Genomic DNA, 15,451 nt, shown 5'->3' on the forward strand with positions numbered 1-15,451 from the left:
CATGCCGGTACTGGTGATCACGGGCACGGGCACGGAGGTCGGCAAGACGGTCGTGACGGCCGCCGTCGCCGCGGCGGCCCTGGCGGGCGGCCGGTCCGTGGCCGTCCTGAAGGCGGCGCAGACCGGCGTGCGACCGGACGAGGCCGGGGACGCGCAGGAGGTGGCACGGCTCGCGGGGGACGTCACGGTCGCCGAGGTGGCCAGGTTCCCTGAGCCCTTGGCACCGGGCACGGCCGCACGCCGGGCCGGGCTGCCGCCGGTGCGCCCGTCCGAGGTGGCGGAGGCCGCCGCCAAGCTGGCCACCGAGCACGACCTGGTCCTGGTCGAGGGCGCGGGCGGTCTTCTGGTCCGCTTCGACGCGGCCGGCGGGACCCTCGCGGACGTCGCCGGTCTGCTGGGCGCACCGGTGCTGGTGGTGACGTCGGCGGGGCTGGGCACGCTGAACACCACGGAGCTGACGGCGCGTGAACTGCGCTCCCGGGGGCTGGACCTGCCGGGCCTGGTGATCGGCAGCTGGCCCGGCTCCCCGGACCTGGCCTCCCGCTGCAACCTCGCGGACCTGCCGGACGTGACCGGTGCCCCACTGCTGGGCGCCGTGCCCGCCGGAGCGGGCGCCCTCGCTCCGGCCGCCTTCCGCTCGGCGGCACCCGCCTGGCTGGCACCCCCGCTGGAGGGCACCTGGGACGCGGACGCGTTCGGCACCCGGCACGCCTCCTGACCCGGGCCCGGGGCCCCCGGGCCCGCCCGCCCGCCGCTACGGCACGGCCCGCGGCGGGCGGCGGGCGGCAGGCGGCAGGCGGCAGGCGGCAGGCGGACCTCTCACCCGCACGGCACCGCCGCCGGCCCGGGGGCGGAAAAGCGCCACGCGCCCGGCGTGAGCCCGGGGGCCTCCGGGCGCGGGCGCGGGCGGGACCGTCGCGGGGTGGGGCGAGGGACTCTCTCCCGCCGGGGGGTGCGCGGGGCCGGTGCGGGGGACAATCGCGGTAAGGCGCCACCTCGTGAGGGAGGTCCCATGCCGCTGCGATCCGTCCGGGCCCGCGGGGTGCCGCGGGACGCCGTGCACCATCCGCTGTTCGCCCGCTGCTACGCCCGGATCAGTGTGAACGCCGAGACCCGGATGGGCATGGCCCGGGTGCGCGAGCGGCTGCTCACCGGGCTGTCCGGGCGGGTGATCGAGGTCGGTGCGGGCAACGGGCTGAACTTCTCCCACTACCCGGACACCGTCTCCGAGGTGGTCGCCATCGAACCGGAGCGCGTGCTGCGGCACTTGGCGGTGGAGGCGGCGCTGCGTGCCCGGGTTCCGGTGGACGTGGCGCCGGGCACCGCGGAGGCCCTGCCCGTCAAGAGCGAGGCCTTCGACGCGGCCGTGGTCTCGCTGGTGCTGTGCAGCGTCCGGGACGTGCCGCGGGCGCTCGCGGAGCTGCGGCGCGTGCTGCGGCCCGGCGGACAGGTGCGGTTCTTCGAGCACGGCAGGGGCGGCGGCCGGGTGATGACGTCGGCCCAGCGCGCGCTGGACCGGACGCTGTGGCCCCCGTTGTCCGGCGGCTGCCACCTGTCCCGCGAGCCGGTGGCCGCGCTGCGGGAGGCCGGGTTCACCCTCGGGCCCTACCGGCGCGTGATGATGCCGGAGAACGGGCCGGCCCTGCCGAGTTCGTACTGCGTCCAGGGCACGGCCTGGCGGCCCGCCTGAGGCGCCCCGCGGTCAGCCGCTCCACCGGCGCAGTCCGTCCCGGTCCCGGCGCCCACCCGGCGGGCGGGCGTGCCCTGGTCAACGGCGACCGGGCCGCGCGTGCCGCACCGGTCCGCATGCCGGAATCGCCGCACGGGACCTGAACGATCATGCTGGGATCACGGCATGACCGAACTGCGCATACGGCCCGCCGCCCCCGAGGATGTCGACGCGGCACTGGCCTTCTGGAAGACGGCCGCCGAGGGAACGAGCATCAGTGACGACCGGGACGGCGTGGAGCGCCTGGTGACCCGCGACCCCGAGGCGCTGCTCCTCGCGGAGCGCGACGGGCGGCTGGTGGGCACGGTGATCGCGGGCTTCGACGGCTGGCGGTGCCATCTGTACCGGCTGGCGGTGCACCCGGACCACCGGCGTCAGGGCATCGGCTCGGCCCTCCTCGCGGCGGCCGACGAGCGGTTCGTACGGCTCGGCGGGCGCCGCGGGGACGCGATGGTGCTGGTGCGCAACGAGCGGGCCCAGCATGCCTGGCGGGCCGCCGGGTACGAGCCGCAGGAGCAGTGGCGGCGCTGGGTGAAGCACCTCGCCGGCTGAGTGGCCGCGGGACGAAAGGTTGAAGAATTGAACATCGGGCGAATCTCCGGGTCCTGGCCGATCATGGATCCGAGGTGACCCGATGACCGAAGTGCTCCTGCTGCTGGTGGCGATCCTGCTGTCGCTCGCGTGCGGCGCCTTCGTCGCGGCCGAGTTCTCGCTGACCACCGTCGAACGGGGCGAACTGGAGCGGGCCGCGGCGCGGGGCGAACGGGGCGCGGCGAGCGCCCTCAAGGGCGTCCGGAACCTGACGTTCCAGCTTTCCGGCGCGCAGCTCGGCATCACGGTCACCAACCTGGTGGTCGGCATGCTCGCCGAGCCGTCGGTCGCGGCGCTGATCTCGGGTCCGCTGGAGGACCTGGGCATGTCCCGTTCGGCGGCGTCCTCGCTGGCCCTGGTGCTGGGCACGGCCCTGTCGACGCTCTTCCTGATGATCGTCGGCGAGCTGGTGCCGAAGAACTGGGCGATCTCCTCACCGTTGACCGTGGCCAAGCGGGTGGGCGGCCCGCAGCGCTGGTTCAGCACCGCCTTCCGGCCCTTCATCACCCACCTGAACAACACCGCCAACCGTGTCGTACGCCGTCTCGGCGTGGAGCCCGCCGAGGAGCTGGCGTCCGCGCGCGGGCCGCAGGAGCTGGCGGCGCTGGCCCGGCACTCGGCCAAGGAGGGCGCGCTGGAGGCCGACACCGCCGAGTTGTTCGTGCGCACCCTGAACCTCGCCGACCTGACGGCGCAGCAGGTGATGACCCCGCGCGTCCAGGTCGTGGCCCTGGACGCGCGGGCCACCTGCGAGGACGTGGCGAACGCGACGCGGGCGACGGGCCTGTCCCGGTTCCCCGTCTACCGGGACACCCTCGACGCCGTGGTGGGGACGGCGCACGTCAAGGACGTCCTGGCGGTGCCCGCCGAGCGACGGCCCGGCATGCCGGTCGCCGACCTGATGCGCGAGCCGCTGCTGGTCCCCGAGTCGCTGACCGTCGACCGGCTGCTGGACCGGCTCTCCGGGCGGCGCACGATGGCCGTGGTGATCGACGAGTACGGCGGGACGGCGGGCGTGGCGACGCTGGAGGACATCGTCGAGGAGGTCGTGGGACAGGTCCGGGACGAGCACGACCCGCACGAGACGCCCGAGCTGGACCCGGCCGGCACGGACGAGGAGGGGCGCGCGCTGTACCGGGCCGACGGCTCGGCGCGCGTGGACCGGCTGGAGCGGCTGGGGATGCGGGTGCCCGAAGGACCGTACGAGACGGTCGCGGGGCTGGTGGCGGCGGGCCTGGGGCGTATCCCCTCGGTCGGTGACCGCCTCGACGTCTCCGGCTGGCGGCTGGACGTCGTGGACGCCACGGGACGCAGGGCCGCCCGGGTGCTGATGCACGCACCCCTCGACGGCGCCGACCGCGCCGAGGGCGCCGACGGGGCGGCCGGCACCGGTCCCGGCGGCGGGGACGACGAAGGGGAGGCTCGGCGGTGACCGCGGTACAGCTGCTGATCGGCCTGGCGACGCTGGTCGTCAACGCGTTCTTCGTGGGCGCCGAGTTCGCCCTGATCTCCGTGCGCCGCAGCCAGGTGGAGCCGTACGCCGAAGAGGGCGACACCCGAGCCAAACGCGTGCTGTGGGGACTGGAGCACGTGTCGGCGCTGCTGGCGGCGGCACAGCTGGGCATCACGCTGTGCACGCTGGTCCTCGGCGTGGTCGCGGAACCGGCGATCGCGCATCTGCTGGAACCGGTGTTCCACGCGGTGGGGGTGCCCTCGGGCGCGGGTCACGCGGTGTCCTTCGTGATCGCCCTGGCGCTGGCGACGTATCTGCACATGCTGCTCGGCGAGATGGTGCCGAAGAACGTCGCGCTGGCCGAGCCGGTGCGCAGCGCGCTGGCGCTCGGGCCGCCGCTGGTGGCGCTGTCCCGGGCACTGCGTCCGGTGATCTTCACGGTCAACGCCTTCGCGAACGGGCTGCTCAAGCTGCTCAGGGTCGAGGCCAGGAACGAGGTGGCGGCGACCTTCACGGACACCGAGCTGGCGGAGATCGTCAAGGACGCGGGCGAGGCCGGTCTGATCGACGACCGGGCCCGGGAGCGCCTGCACGACGCCCTGGAGCTGGGCCGGCGGCCGGTGCGGGACGTGGTGCTGCCGCTGGAGCGCGTCGTCCACGCGCGCGTGGGCATCACCCCGGAGCAGCTGGAGCGGCTGTCGGCGCAGTCGGGGTTCTCCCGCTTCCCGGTGGTGGACGACGGGCGGCGGATCGTCGGCTACCTGCACGTCAAGGACGCCCTGGACGCCTCGCCGCGCGACCTGCCGTTCCGGTTGCAGGACATGCGTCCCATCGCCCGGGTACGCGAGCGCACCCCGCTGGACGACGTCCTGACCGCCATGCGGCGCAGCCGCACCCACCTGGCGGCGGTCCTCGGCTCCGACGGGCGGCTCGCGGGCCTGGTGACCATGGAGGACGTCCTGCGGGAGCTGTTCGGGCAGCCGACGTGACCCCGGTGGACCCGGGCCGTCCGGACCTGTCCGCGGAGGGCGACCGACCGGCGGGTATGTGCAGGGGATAGCATTTCCGTCGCCATGCAGACGAACCCCACGTACTCCAGTCTCGTCGCCGTCGGCGACTCCTTCACCGAGGGCATGTCGGACCTGCTGCCCGACGGCTCCTACCGGGGCTGGGCCGACCTCCTCGCCACGCGGATGGCGGCCCGCTCCCCCGGCTTCCGGTACGCCAACCTGGCGGTGCGCGGAAAGCTGATCGGGCAGATCGTCGAGGAGCAGGTGGACGTCGCCGCCGCCATGGGGGCCGACGTGATCACGCTCGTCGGCGGGCTCAACGACACGCTGCGGCCCAAGTGCGACATGGCCCGGGTGCGGGACCTGCTGACCCAGGCCGTGGAGCGGCTCGCGCCGCGGTGCGAGCAGCTGGTGCTGATGCGCAGCCCGGGCCGCCAGGGTCCGGTGCTGGAGCGGTTCCGGCCCCGCATGGAGGCGCTCTTCGCCATCATCGACGACCTGGCCGGACAGCACGGCGCCGTGGTCGTCGACCTGTACGCGGCCCGGTCGCTGGCCGACCCGCGGATGTGGGACGTGGACCGGCTGCACCTGACCGCCGAGGGCCACCGCCGGGTCGCGGAGGCGGTGTGGCAGGCGCTCGGGTACGACGCCGAGGACCCCGACTGGCACGCGCCGGTCCCGGCGACCGCGCCGCCGGGCTGGGTGGCCCGCAGGACCGCGGACGTCCGGTTCGCCCGGCAGCACCTGCTGCCGTGGATAGGCCGCAGGCTGACCGGCCGCTCGTCCGGGGACGGCCTGCCGCCCAAGCGTCCGGACCTGCTGCCCTACGAGGACCTGACGCGGTGATCGCCGGCGCCCGGGGCCCTTCGTAGCTTCCGACGAACGGCCCCGCCGGGCCGACCTGCACGAATCGCCAGTAGAATCCGTCCACGTGACTTCCGCTCCCGCCAAGCCCCGCATCCCGAACGTCCTCGCCGGACGCTACGCCTCCGCCGAGCTCGCCACCCTCTGGTCGCCCGAGCAGAAGGTGAGGCTCGAGCGGCAGCTCTGGCTCGCCGTGCTGCGGGCCCAGAAGGACCTGGGCATCGAGGTGCCCGACGCCGCGATCGCCGACTACGAGCGCGTCCTCGACCAGGTCGACCTGGCCTCGATCGCCGAGCGCGAGAAGGTCACCCGGCACGACGTGAAGGCGCGGATCGAGGAGTTCAACGACCTCGCCGGGCACGAGCACGTGCACAAGGGCATGACCTCACGCGACCTGACGGAGAACGTCGAGCAGCTTCAGGTCCGGCTCTCCCTCGAACTGATCCGGGACCGTTCGGTGGCCGTCCTGGCCCGCCTCGGCAAGCTGGCGGGCGAGTACGGCGAGCTGGTCATGGCCGGCCGCTCCCACAACGTCGCCGCGCAGGCCACGACGCTGGGCAAGCGGTTCGCCACCGCCGCCGACGAGCTGCTCGTGGCCCACGGCCGGGTGGAGGAGCTGCTCGGCCGCTACCCGCTGCGCGGCATCAAGGGCCCGGTCGGCACCGCCCAGGACATGCTGGACCTGCTCGGCGGCGACGCGGGCAGGCTCGCCGAGCTGGAGCAGCGGATCGCCGGGCACCTCGGCTTCTCGCAGGCGTTCACCTCGGTCGGCCAGGTCTACCCGCGCTCCCTGGACTACGAGGTCGTCACCGCGCTGGTGCAGCTCGCGGCGGCCCCGTCGTCGCTGGCCAAGACCATCCGTCTGATGGCCGGGCACGAGCTGGTCACCGAGGGCTTCAAGCCCGGCCAGGTCGGCTCCTCGGCGATGCCGCACAAGATGAACACCCGCTCCTGCGAGCGCGTCAACGGCCTGATGGTGATCCTGCGCGGCTACGCCTCGATGACCGGCGAGCTGGCGGGCGACCAGTGGAACGAGGGCGACGTGTCCTGCTCGGTGGTGCGCCGGGTCGCGCTGCCGGACGCGTTCTTCGCGCTGGACGGGCTGCTGGAGACGTTCCTGACCGTGCTCGACGAGTTCGGCGCCTTCCCCGCTGTCGTGGCCCGCGAGCTGGACCGCTACCTGCCGTTCCTCGCCACCACCAAGGTGCTGATGGGCGCGGTGCGGGCCGGGGTCGGCCGTGAGGTCGCCCACGAGGCGATCAAGGAGAACGCCGTCGCCTCCGCGCTGGCCATGCGCGAGCAGGGAGCCGAGCGCAACGAGCTCCTCGACAAGCTGGCCGCCGACGACCGCATCCCGCTGGACCGTGCCGCCCTCGACGCCCTGATGGCCGACAAGCTCTCCTTCACCGGCGCCGCGGCCGGCCAGGTCGCCGTCGTCGTCGGCCGGATCGAGGAGATCGTCAAGCGGCACCCGGAGGCCGCGGGTTACACCCCGGGAGCCATCCTCTGAGCCGGGTCACCCGGGAGGAGCTGGAGGCCGCCCGCGACCGTCTGCTGCCGGACGTCGTCGCGGACGGCCTGCGGGTGCTGTTCTGCGGCATCAACCCGGGGCTGCTGTCGGCGGCGACGGGGCACCACTTCGCCCGCCCGGGCAACCGCTTCTGGCCGGTCCTGCACCGGTCCGGGTTCACCCCGCGGCTGCTCAAGCCGTCGGAGCAGGAGCTGTTGCCGTCGTACGGGCTCGGCATCACGAACGTCGTGGCGCGGGCCAGCGCGCGGGCGGACGAGCTGACCGCCGAGGAGTACCGGGAGGGCGGGCGGCTGCTGACGGCCAAGGTGGCGCGGCTGCGGCCCCGCTGGCTGGCCGTGGTCGGGGTCACCGCGTACCGCACGGCCTTCGACGAGCGGAAGGCGCAAGTGGGGCCACAGGAGCGGATGTTCGGCGGTACGCGGGTGTGGGTGCTGCCCAATCCGAGCGGCCTCAACGCGCACTGGTCGGTGGAGTCGATGGCGGAGGAGTTCGCCCGGCTGCGGGTCGCGGCGGAGGCGGGACCGCAGGCGTAGCCGGGGCAGCAGGCGGGGGCGGGGCGGTCACGGGGGTGCCTCTCGCGTGAGCACCGCCAGCAGCCGCACCTCGTCCGTCTCGTCGCGGCCGGCGACGGCGACCGCGATCCAGCGGCCGGTGCCCCGCGCCTCCCACAGGCAGGCCGTGTCCGCGCGGGCACTCAGGCCGGCCCACGGCTCGGGTATCTCCTCCCGCTCGGTCCGCAGCAGGACCGTCTGCAGGTTCCAGGGGTCCGTCTCGCCCCAGCGCCGGGCGAGACGCTCGTAGAGGGCGTCCCGCTCCTTCTCGTACTGCTCCACCGTCGCCGCCCGCCGGGCCGGGTCGCCGCCGCCGAGACCGTGGCTGCTCTCCAGAACCGCCGTGAAGTACCCGGGGCCCGCGGTGCCCCCGTCCAACGGGCCGTGCTCCGCCGGGAACGGCCGGAAGCACAGCTCGTCGATGAGGGCGAGGTGCCGCGCGATGTCCATGCCTCCAGTAAACCCGCCGCCACTGACAATTGGCGGGGCGTCAGACCGGCCGCCGGGCCTTCGGGGTCAGGCGTCCCGTCGGCGCAGCCGCCACAGCCCGGCCAGGAGTGCGGCCGCCGCCCACAGGGCGGTCACCGCGAGCCCCGACCAGGGCCCCAGGGTTCCCTCGTGCGTCTGGTACAGGACGATCTGCCCGGCTCTGTCCGGCAGGAAGTCGGCGCCGCTGCCCGCGGTGTCCCCGATCACGAAGGAGACGACGAGGATGAACGGGATCAGTGTGGACAGGGTGGCCACGCCACTGCGGAACAGGGTGGTCAGGCCGGCCGCGAACAGGGCCATGAGCGTGAGGTAGATCCCGCATCCCGCGACGCCCCGGGCCTGTTCGCCCGCGGTGAGTCCGTCCGCCGCCGCGCCGAGGCCCGCACGCGCGGCGAGCAGGGCGGCGAGTGCGGTGACCAGCCCCACCGCGAGGACCGGTACGGCGACGACCGCCAGCTTCGCCGCGAACCACCGCCCCCGCTGCGGGACGGCGGCCAGGGTGAGCCGGATTCCGTTGCCCTGGTACTCGCCGGAGACGACGACCGCGCCGAAGGCGACGGCCGCGATCTGGCCGGGCATGACTCCGGACAGGGCCATGAACAGCGGGTCGAAGTCCGGGTCGGAGGTGTCGGACACCCCCGCCAGCGCGGAGAACGCGGTGGTGAAGGCGAACAGGGCCAGCAAGGTGCCGCACAGCGAGCGCAGGGTGAGCACCTTGAGCGCCTCCGCGCGGAGAACGGGCGCGAGATCCATGGTCAGGCCTCCTGGGGCTGTGCGGTGAACTCGGTCTCGGTGGCGGTCAGGTCGAGGTAGGCCTGTTCCAGCGTGCCTTCGTCGGTGGCCAGTTCGAGGACGGGTACGCCCGCGCCGGACACGATCCGGCCGATGTCGTCCACGCGCGCGTGCTGCACGGTCCAGTGGCCGTCGTCGTGTTCCACGGCTTCGTGGCCGTGCCGGGCGAGAGCGGCCTTCAGGGCGGTCGGGTCGGACGTGCGGACGCGGACCCGGGGCCGCACGCGGGCGTCGATGAACTCCCGCATCGGCGTGTCGGCGAGCAGGCGGCCCCGGCCGAGGACGACCAGGTGGTCTGCGAAGGACGCGGTCTCGTTCATCAGGTGGCTGGAGACGAGGACGGTGCGCCCCTCGGCCGCGAGCCGGCGCAGCAGTCCGCGGATCCAGATGATGCCCTCGGGGTCCAGCCCGTTGGACGGCTCGTCCAGCATCACCACCTCGGGGTCGCCGAGCAGCGCGGCGGCGATGCCCAGCCGCTGACGCATGCCCAGGGAGTACGTCTTCACCCGGCGGCGGGCCACGGACGCGATGCCCGTCTCCTCCATCACCTCGTCGACCCGGCGGGCGGGCACGCGGTTGCTCGCCGCCAGGACGCGCAGGTGGTTCCTGGCGGTGCGCGAGCCGTGGGCCGCGTCCGCGTCGAGCAGGGCGCCGACCTGCCGCAGCGGCTCGCGCAGCGCGGCGTAGGCGCGTCCGCCGACGGTCGCGGTGCCGCAGGTGGGCCGGTCAAGGCCCAGCACGAGCCGCATGGTGGTGGACTTGCCGGCGCCGTTGGGACCGAGGAAGCCGGTGACACGGCCGGGGTGCACGGTGAAGGTGAGGTCGTCGACGGCTCGTCGGGTGCCGTACTCCTTGGTGAGGTTCTGGACGTCGATGCTGGTCATGGCAGCAGCGTGCCGTTCGCCGCGGGGGCGGGGCCTCCCCCGCCGGTGGAGATCGTCTCCCCCGTGCGGGGGAGGTCCGGTGCCGGAGGCGGCTGGGAGCATGGGCGGATGGCCGGCTTGCTGCGCCCGTTCCGTCGGGCCGTGACGTACACGCGATGGCTGCACCTCTTCATGGCCGTGGTGTGGCCGGCCATGTGGATATTCGTCGACGAGGCGTGGGCCTTCGCGTCGGTGGTGCCGCTGGCGCTCGCCGGTCTGGTGCCCGGGATGCGGGTGGTCGAGGGGGTGCAGGCCAGGCTGCTGCTGACCGGTCACCGGCCGGACGACGCGAGCGTGGACATCGTGGTGGCGCCGTCCGCGACCTGGGCCGACCACGGGCGCCTGGTCGTGTGGCTGGAGGCCCGTCTGGCCGTCGGCTTCTGCGTCGCGATGCTCACGGTGCAGTTGCCCGTCCTCGCCGTCGACCTGGTGAACGCGGCGCGGGGCGGGCACCAGGCGCCGGGCTCGTACCTGCGCCTGGCGGGGAACCACTGGTGGTACGGCCTGCTGTCGCCGCTGCCGCTGCTGCTGCTCGCCGCGGTCGTCGTCGGCGCCGGAGAACTGATCACCCGGCTCGCCCGCCGGCTGCTCGGACCGTCCCGCGCCGAACGGCTCTCGGCCCTGGAGGAGCGCACCGAGCAGCTTCTGGAACGCAATCGCATCGCCCGCGAGCTGCACGACTCCATCGGCCACGCGCTGACCGTCGCCGTCGTCCAGGCGGGCGCCGCGCGCGCGGCGGGGAGCGCCGAGTTCACCGACCGGGCGCTGAGCGCGATCGAGGAGACCGGCAGGGCTGCCCTGGAGGACCTGGAGCGGGTGCTCGGGGTGCTGCGGGAGTCGGAGCGGCCGGTGAGCGGCAGACCGACGCTCGCCGACGCCGACCGGCTGCTGGAGTCCGCCCGTGCCTCGGGGGCCGAGGTCGACGCCGAGGTCACGGGTGCCGTGGAGACACTGCCGGGCCCCGTCACCCGCGAGGGCTACCGCATCCTGCAGGAGGCGCTGACCAACGTGCTGCGCCACGCCGGTGCCGTGCCGACCCGGGTCCGCGTCGAGGTGGCGGACGGTGTCCTGGTCCTGGACGTGCGCAATCCGCTGCCGGACCCGAGGGCGGCGCCGGGACGCGGCGCGGGGCTGCGGGGCATTCGGGAACGGGCCGCGCTGCTGGGCGGCCGGGCGCACACGGGGCCGGACGGCGCCGGTGACTGGAAGGTGCGCGTCGAGCTGCCGCCGGGCTGATCTACGCTGGCCCGATGCCGGTCAGAGTGCTCCTCGTCGACGACGAACCCCTGGTACGTGCGGGCCTTCGGGCGGTGCTGGAGGCGCAGCCGGACATCGAGGTGGTCGGTGAGGCGGCCGACGGGGCGGCGGTCATTCCGCTGGTGCGGCAGGTGCGGCCGGACGTGGTCGCCATGGACGTCCGTATGCCGTTGCTGGACGGCATCGAGGCCACGCGCGCGTTGCTGCGGACGGTGGCCGACCCGCCGAAGATCCTCGTGGTGACGACCTTCGAGAACGACGAGTACGTGTACGAGGCGCTGCGGGCGGGGGCCGACGGATTTCTGCTCAAGCGCGCCCGCCCGGCCGAGATCGTGCACGCGGTGCGGCTGATCGCCGAGGGCGACTCCCTGCTGTTCCCGGCCTCGGTGCGGCAGCTGGCCGCCGAGTACGGCGACGGCGAGGGGAACCGCGCGGCGCGTGCCGAGCTGGAGCGAGCCCGGCTGACCGAGCGGGAGGGCGAGGTGCTGCGGCTGATGGCGCGGGGGCTGTCGAACGCGGAGATCGCCGCGCGGCTGGTGGTCGGCACGGAGACGGTGAAGTCGCACGTGAGCGCCGTCCTGGCGAAGTTGGGGGCGCGGGACCGCACCCAGGCGGTGATCAAGGCGTACGAGTCGGGGTTCGTGGCACCCGCGTGAGGGACGGTGGTGGTCCGGGGAGGGGCGGACCGGCGCTCGCCGGGGGTCGGCGGGCCGAGTACCATCCGGCCCAACACGCGCACGAGCTGGGAGGACGGACCTTGGCAGGCCTGACCGGCGGGGATCCGTCGCTGTTGCGGAGGATCAACTCCGCTGTGGTGCTGCACGCGCTGCGTGCGACGGACTCCGCGACACTGACCGAGGTCACCCGGGTGACGGGGCTGTCCCGGCCGACCGTCGAGGGCGTCGTCGAGGGGCTGACGGAGGCCGGTCTGGTCGTCGAGGCGGCGCCCGGCGAAGGGGCGGCCCGGCGGCAGGGGCGGCCCGCGCGGCGGTTCCGGTTCCGGGCGGAGGCCGGGCACCTGCTCGGCCTGGAGATCGGCCCGCACCGCGTCGCAGCGCTCCTGTCCGACCTGGACGGCCGGGTGATCGGTGCCCAGGCCAAGGACGTGGACGAGAACGCGTCGGCCGACGAGCGGCTGGAGCGGCTGCGCACGGCCGTCGCCGAGCTGCTGCGCCGGGCCGGTGTGGCGCGCGGTTCGCTGCGCGCGGTCGGCGCCGCCACCCCCGGCATCGTCGAGGCGGACGGCACGGTCCGCCTGGGCACGGCGCTGCCCGGGTGGACCGGCCTGGGCCTCGGCGAGCGGCTGAGCCGTTCCTTCAAGTGCCCGGTCCTGGTCGAGAACGACGCCAACGCGGCGGCGGTCGCCGAGCACTGGAAGGGTTCCGCCACCGAGTGCGAGGACATGGTGTTCGTGCTGGCCGGGCTGAGCCCCGGAGCCGGAGCGCTGATCGGCGGACGGCTGCACCGGGGGTACGGCGGGGCGGCCGGGGAGATCGGCGCGCTGCATCTGCTGGGCCGCGACGTGACGCCGGAGACGCTGCTGTCGACGACGGACCAGCCGCTGCACCCGCTGGACGAGCAGGCGGTCGCCAAGGTCTTCGCCGAGGCCCGGGAGGGCGACGAACGGGCCCGCGCGGCCGTGGAGCGTTTCCTCCAGCGGCTGGTGCACGACGTGGCGGCGCTGGCCCTGGCCCTCGACCCCGAGATGGTCGTCATCGGGGGCTGGGCGGCCGGTCTCGACGGCGTACTGGAGCCGTTGCGCCGGGAGCTGGCGCGCTACTGCCTGCGCCCGCCGCGCGTGGCGCTGTCGCTGCTCGGCGAGGCCGCGGTGGCGACGGGTGCGCTGCGGCTCGCGCTCGACCATGTGGAGGAGCAGCTGTTCGCGGTCGAGGGCGCGACGGCCCGCCGCTGACCCGCGGCTCGGGAGGCCGGCGCACCGGGCGACAGGCCCTGTCGCCCGGTCCTGACCGCGTCCCGGAGCCGTGGCGGCGGGAGCCCGCATGCTTGCCCCCGCGACCGCCGCGGGTCGCCCCGACCTAGCCGGGCGAGGCCACCGTGGCGACGAGCACGCCGCGGCCCGCCGCTGCCGCACGCGGCGGGAGGCCGGGGCATCGGTGAGAGGCCGTATCGGCGAGCGGGACAGCCCCGGGGGGGCGGCTGGAATCGGCGCGATCCTGCTGCGGCCTGCCCAGGGAACCCCGCCCCGTCCCCGCGGTCGAGCGTCGGGGGCAGGGTCGCGGAAGGGGCGGGTGGGTCAGGAGGCCTGGGTCTCGGGGCCGTGGTGGATCTCCACGTCGCCGAAGTCGCCGAACGTCAGCCGGCAGGTGTCCGCGCGGTAGGTGGCGACGGAGAGCGCGGCGGTGCGGCCCTCGGCGAGGTAGCGGGTGGTGACCACGAGCACCGGTGCGCCGGGGAGACGGTCCAGCTCCCTCGCGTCGTCCGCGCCGGCCGAGCCCAGCTCCACGGCGCTCTCCCGCCGCTCCAGCACCCCGCGCTGCAGTTCGCGCAGTACGGCACGCGCGCGTGCGGCGCCGGAGGGCGCGTCGATGGCGGTGAGGCCGGGCACCGAGGACGACGGGACGTACAGCAGGTCCGCTGCGACGGGCTGGCCGTGGCTCACGCGGGAGCGGCGGACGGTGTGGACGTCCTCGTCGCGGCCCGTCTCCAGGGCGTCGGCCACGGCCGCGGGCGGTGCCGCGAGGAGGCAGTCGACCGGATGCCAAACGTCGTCGGCCGTTCCCGGCCAGGCGTGCTCCCGGGTGTCGACGGCCACGCCGACGCGCGGCGGGGCCACGGTCGTGCCGACGCCGCGGCGACGCTGGAGCCTGCCCTCCAGTTCGAGCTGCTCCAGGGCCTGGCGCAGCGTCGCGCGGGCGACGCCGAAGCGGGCGGCGAGGTCGCGCTCGTTGGGCAGGATCTCGCCCACCTCGAACTCCGAGTCCAGGGCCTCGCTGAGCACGGTCCTGAGGTGCCAGTACTTGGGCTCCGGCACCGGTTCCAACTGCGTGGTCCCCACCCTGTCCTCCGCAATCGCCGTGGTCCGGCGGCGTTTTGACGCCCTTGTTTATTAAAGGTTGTTGCAGTTCTCTGTGACCATAAGACGCCCCACCCCCTTGGTCAAGACCAATCCGGCGACAGGACGGCCCCGGCCCCCGTCGCGGGACGGGGGCCGGGGCCGTGGAGTGACGAGGGCGGGCCGGTCTAGGGGATGTCGGCCAGGGACACCAGCTTGTCCGGGTTGCGGATGACGTACACCGACTGGATGCGGCCGTCGGCGACGTCCACCTGGACCACGGAGTCGGGCTTCCCGCCGGAGCGGACCAGCAGCGCCGGACCGCCGTTGACCTCCAGGAAGTGGAAGGTGGCGTCGGGGATGCCCTGCCGCGCCACGCCGAGCAGGAAGCGGGCCACCTTGTCGGAGCTCTCCAGCACGCGCAGCGGTGCCTTGGCGCGGCCTCCGCTGTCGCCCACCAGCCGTACGTCCGGCGCCAGCGTGGCCAGCAGACCGGCCATGTCGCCGTTCGCCGCGGCCGCGAGGAAGCGTTCGGTGAGGTCGCGGCGCTGCGCCGGGTCGACGTCGTAGCGGGGCCGCCGTTCCTCGACGTGCTTGCGGGCCCGTCCGGCGAGCTGGCGCACCGCGGCCTCCCCGCGCTCCAGCATCGCGGCGATCTCCGCGAACGGGTAGCCGAACGCCTCCCTCAGGACGAAGACCGCCCGTTCCAGCGGTGACAGCGACTCCAGGACGACGAGCACGGCGAAGGACACCGAGTCGGCGAGCACGGCCCGCTCGGCGGTGTCCTGCACGGCGTCCCCGAAGTCGGTGGCGTAGGGCTCCGGCAGCCAGGGACCGACGTAGGTCTCGCCCCGCGACTTGACCTGGCGCAGCCGGTCGATGGCGAGGCGGGTGGTGACGCGCACCAGGTACCCGCGCGCCTCCCGGACGCCGGAGCGGTCGGCGCCGGACCAGCGCAGCCAGGCCTCCTGGACCACGTCCTCCGCGTCGGCGAGGCGGCCCAGCATGCGGTAGGCGACCCCCAGGAGGACGGGGCGGTGCTCTTCGAAGACGTCGGTCGCGGTGTCGGTGGTCACCGCTCCATCCCAGCGGACACGTCCCGCCCTGTCCAGGCGGAATCGCCCCCGCCCGAGGCCGGCCGGCGACCGGGGGCTACCCGTCGGTAGCTCTTACTGACAAGGTGTCTACGCACCATCGTCGTTCATTCGTTCCCGTGAACATGCGTTCCCGCAACACATGTTCACGGCA

16 protein-coding genes are annotated in these 15,451 nt (G+C 74.5%); 11 read left to right on the forward strand and 5 right to left on the reverse strand.

What is annotated here, in order from left to right; genetic code table 11:
* Position 1 precedes the first annotated feature (1 nt).
* The 8 genes from bioD (at position 2) to mug (ending at position 7,711) form a co-directional block, all read left to right on the forward strand.
* Entirely contained in the window at positions 2-718 is a 717-nt protein-coding gene (gene bioD, locus EV562_RS12965) for a dethiobiotin synthase (protein ID WP_133886929.1), read from the forward strand.
* A gap of 294 nt (positions 719-1,012) precedes the next feature.
* Positions 1,013-1,690 carry a class I SAM-dependent methyltransferase gene (locus EV562_RS12970; RefSeq protein WP_133886930.1) on the forward strand — a complete coding sequence of 226 codons (678 nt, stop codon included), beginning with the start codon at positions 1,013-1,015 and terminating at the stop codon, positions 1,688-1,690.
* A gap of 165 nt (positions 1,691-1,855) precedes the next feature.
* Complete coding sequence (locus EV562_RS12975) at positions 1,856-2,281, forward strand: GNAT family N-acetyltransferase (protein ID WP_133886931.1); 426 nt, start codon at positions 1,856-1,858, stop codon at positions 2,279-2,281.
* A gap of 82 nt (positions 2,282-2,363) precedes the next feature.
* Complete coding sequence (locus tag EV562_RS12980) at positions 2,364-3,752, forward strand: hemolysin family protein (RefSeq protein WP_133886932.1); 1,389 nt, start codon at positions 2,364-2,366, stop codon at positions 3,750-3,752.
* The gene (locus EV562_RS12985) at positions 3,749-4,762 is read left to right on the forward strand and encodes a hemolysin family protein (RefSeq protein ID WP_133886933.1); all 1,014 of its coding nucleotides are present in this window, start codon (positions 3,749-3,751) and stop codon (positions 4,760-4,762) included. The genes EV562_RS12980 and EV562_RS12985 overlap by 4 nt, the downstream gene beginning before the upstream one ends.
* 84 nt (positions 4,763-4,846) lie before the next feature.
* Entirely contained in the window at positions 4,847-5,629 is a 783-nt protein-coding gene (locus tag EV562_RS12990) for an SGNH/GDSL hydrolase family protein (RefSeq protein WP_133886934.1), read from the forward strand.
* Between the two features lie 85 nt (positions 5,630-5,714).
* A complete protein-coding gene (gene purB / locus EV562_RS12995; RefSeq protein ID WP_133886935.1) occupies positions 5,715-7,157 on the forward strand; it encodes an adenylosuccinate lyase in 1,443 nt (480 codons plus the stop codon).
* Positions 7,154-7,711 carry a G/U mismatch-specific DNA glycosylase gene (gene mug, locus EV562_RS13000; RefSeq protein ID WP_166661762.1) on the forward strand — a complete coding sequence of 186 codons (558 nt, stop codon included), beginning with the start codon at positions 7,154-7,156 and terminating at the stop codon, positions 7,709-7,711. Before purB ends, mug begins: the two co-directional genes overlap by 4 nt.
* Before the next feature lie 27 nt (positions 7,712-7,738).
* On the opposite strand, the gene EV562_RS13005 is transcribed toward mug, so the two are convergent.
* The 3 genes from EV562_RS13005 to EV562_RS13015 all read right to left on the reverse strand — a co-directional run bounded on the left by EV562_RS13005 (position 7,739) and on the right by EV562_RS13015 (position 9,894).
* Complete coding sequence (locus tag EV562_RS13005) at positions 7,739-8,179, reverse strand: hypothetical protein (protein WP_133886937.1); 441 nt, start codon at positions 8,177-8,179, stop codon at positions 7,739-7,741.
* A gap of 66 nt (positions 8,180-8,245) precedes the next feature.
* Positions 8,246-8,971 carry an ABC transporter permease gene (locus EV562_RS13010; protein ID WP_133886938.1) on the reverse strand — a complete coding sequence of 242 codons (726 nt, stop codon included), beginning with the start codon at positions 8,969-8,971 and terminating at the stop codon, positions 8,246-8,248.
* Between the two features lie 2 nt (positions 8,972-8,973).
* Positions 8,974-9,894: an ATP-binding cassette domain-containing protein gene (locus EV562_RS13015; RefSeq protein WP_133886939.1), complete on the reverse strand. Its 921-nt coding sequence runs from the start codon at positions 9,892-9,894 to the stop codon at positions 8,974-8,976.
* Positions 9,895-10,002: 108 nt separating this feature from the next.
* Between EV562_RS13015 and EV562_RS13020 the strand changes: the two genes are divergently transcribed.
* The 3 genes from EV562_RS13020 (at position 10,003) to EV562_RS13030 (ending at position 13,102) form a co-directional block, all read left to right on the forward strand.
* Positions 10,003-11,169 carry a histidine kinase gene (locus EV562_RS13020; protein ID WP_133886940.1) on the forward strand — a complete coding sequence of 389 codons (1,167 nt, stop codon included), beginning with the start codon at positions 10,003-10,005 and terminating at the stop codon, positions 11,167-11,169.
* A 14-nt stretch (positions 11,170-11,183) separates the two neighbouring features.
* A complete protein-coding gene (locus EV562_RS13025; protein ID WP_133886941.1) occupies positions 11,184-11,846 on the forward strand; it encodes a response regulator transcription factor in 663 nt (220 codons plus the stop codon).
* A gap of 101 nt (positions 11,847-11,947) precedes the next feature.
* On the forward strand, positions 11,948-13,102 hold the full coding sequence (locus EV562_RS13030; RefSeq protein WP_133886942.1) for an ROK family transcriptional regulator: 1,155 nt from the start codon (positions 11,948-11,950) through the stop codon (positions 13,100-13,102).
* A 342-nt stretch (positions 13,103-13,444) separates the two neighbouring features.
* Here EV562_RS13030 and EV562_RS13035 read toward each other — a convergent pair whose 3' ends face one another.
* Positions 13,445-14,206: a GntR family transcriptional regulator gene (locus tag EV562_RS13035; RefSeq protein WP_133886943.1), complete on the reverse strand. Its 762-nt coding sequence runs from the start codon at positions 14,204-14,206 to the stop codon at positions 13,445-13,447.
* Between the two features lie 185 nt (positions 14,207-14,391).
* A complete protein-coding gene (locus tag EV562_RS13040) occupies positions 14,392-15,279 on the reverse strand; it encodes an RNA polymerase sigma-70 factor (RefSeq protein ID WP_133886944.1) in 888 nt (295 codons plus the stop codon).
* Positions 15,280-15,451 lie beyond the last annotated feature (172 nt).

Origin of the sequence: Streptomyces sp. BK208 (assembly GCF_004364245.1) — a bacterium.
GTDB lineage: Bacteria > Actinomycetota > Actinomycetes > Streptomycetales > Streptomycetaceae > Streptomyces.

Bases quoted from the DNA above. Each gene is read 5' to 3' on its own strand.
- bioD (WP_133886929.1), top strand. From the start codon at position 2: ATGCCGGTACTGGTGATCACGGGCACGGGCACGGAGGTCGGCAAGACG.
- EV562_RS12970 (WP_133886930.1), top strand. From the start codon at position 1,013: ATGCCGCTGCGATCCGTCCGGGCCCGCGGGGTGCCGCGGGACGCCGTG.
- EV562_RS12975 (WP_133886931.1), top strand. From the start codon at position 1,856: ATGACCGAACTGCGCATACGGCCCGCCGCCCCCGAGGATGTCGACGCG.
- EV562_RS12980 (WP_133886932.1), top strand. From the start codon at position 2,364: ATGACCGAAGTGCTCCTGCTGCTGGTGGCGATCCTGCTGTCGCTCGCG.
- EV562_RS12990 (WP_133886934.1), top strand. From the start codon at position 4,847: ATGCAGACGAACCCCACGTACTCCAGTCTCGTCGCCGTCGGCGACTCC.
- EV562_RS13005 (WP_133886937.1), bottom strand. From the start codon at position 8,179: ATGGACATCGCGCGGCACCTCGCCCTCATCGACGAGCTGTGCTTCCGG.
- EV562_RS13010 (WP_133886938.1), bottom strand. From the start codon at position 8,971: ATGGATCTCGCGCCCGTTCTCCGCGCGGAGGCGCTCAAGGTGCTCACC.
- EV562_RS13015 (WP_133886939.1), bottom strand. From the start codon at position 9,894: ATGACCAGCATCGACGTCCAGAACCTCACCAAGGAGTACGGCACCCGA.
- EV562_RS13020 (WP_133886940.1), top strand. From the start codon at position 10,003: ATGGCCGGCTTGCTGCGCCCGTTCCGTCGGGCCGTGACGTACACGCGA.
- EV562_RS13025 (WP_133886941.1), top strand. From the start codon at position 11,184: ATGCCGGTCAGAGTGCTCCTCGTCGACGACGAACCCCTGGTACGTGCG.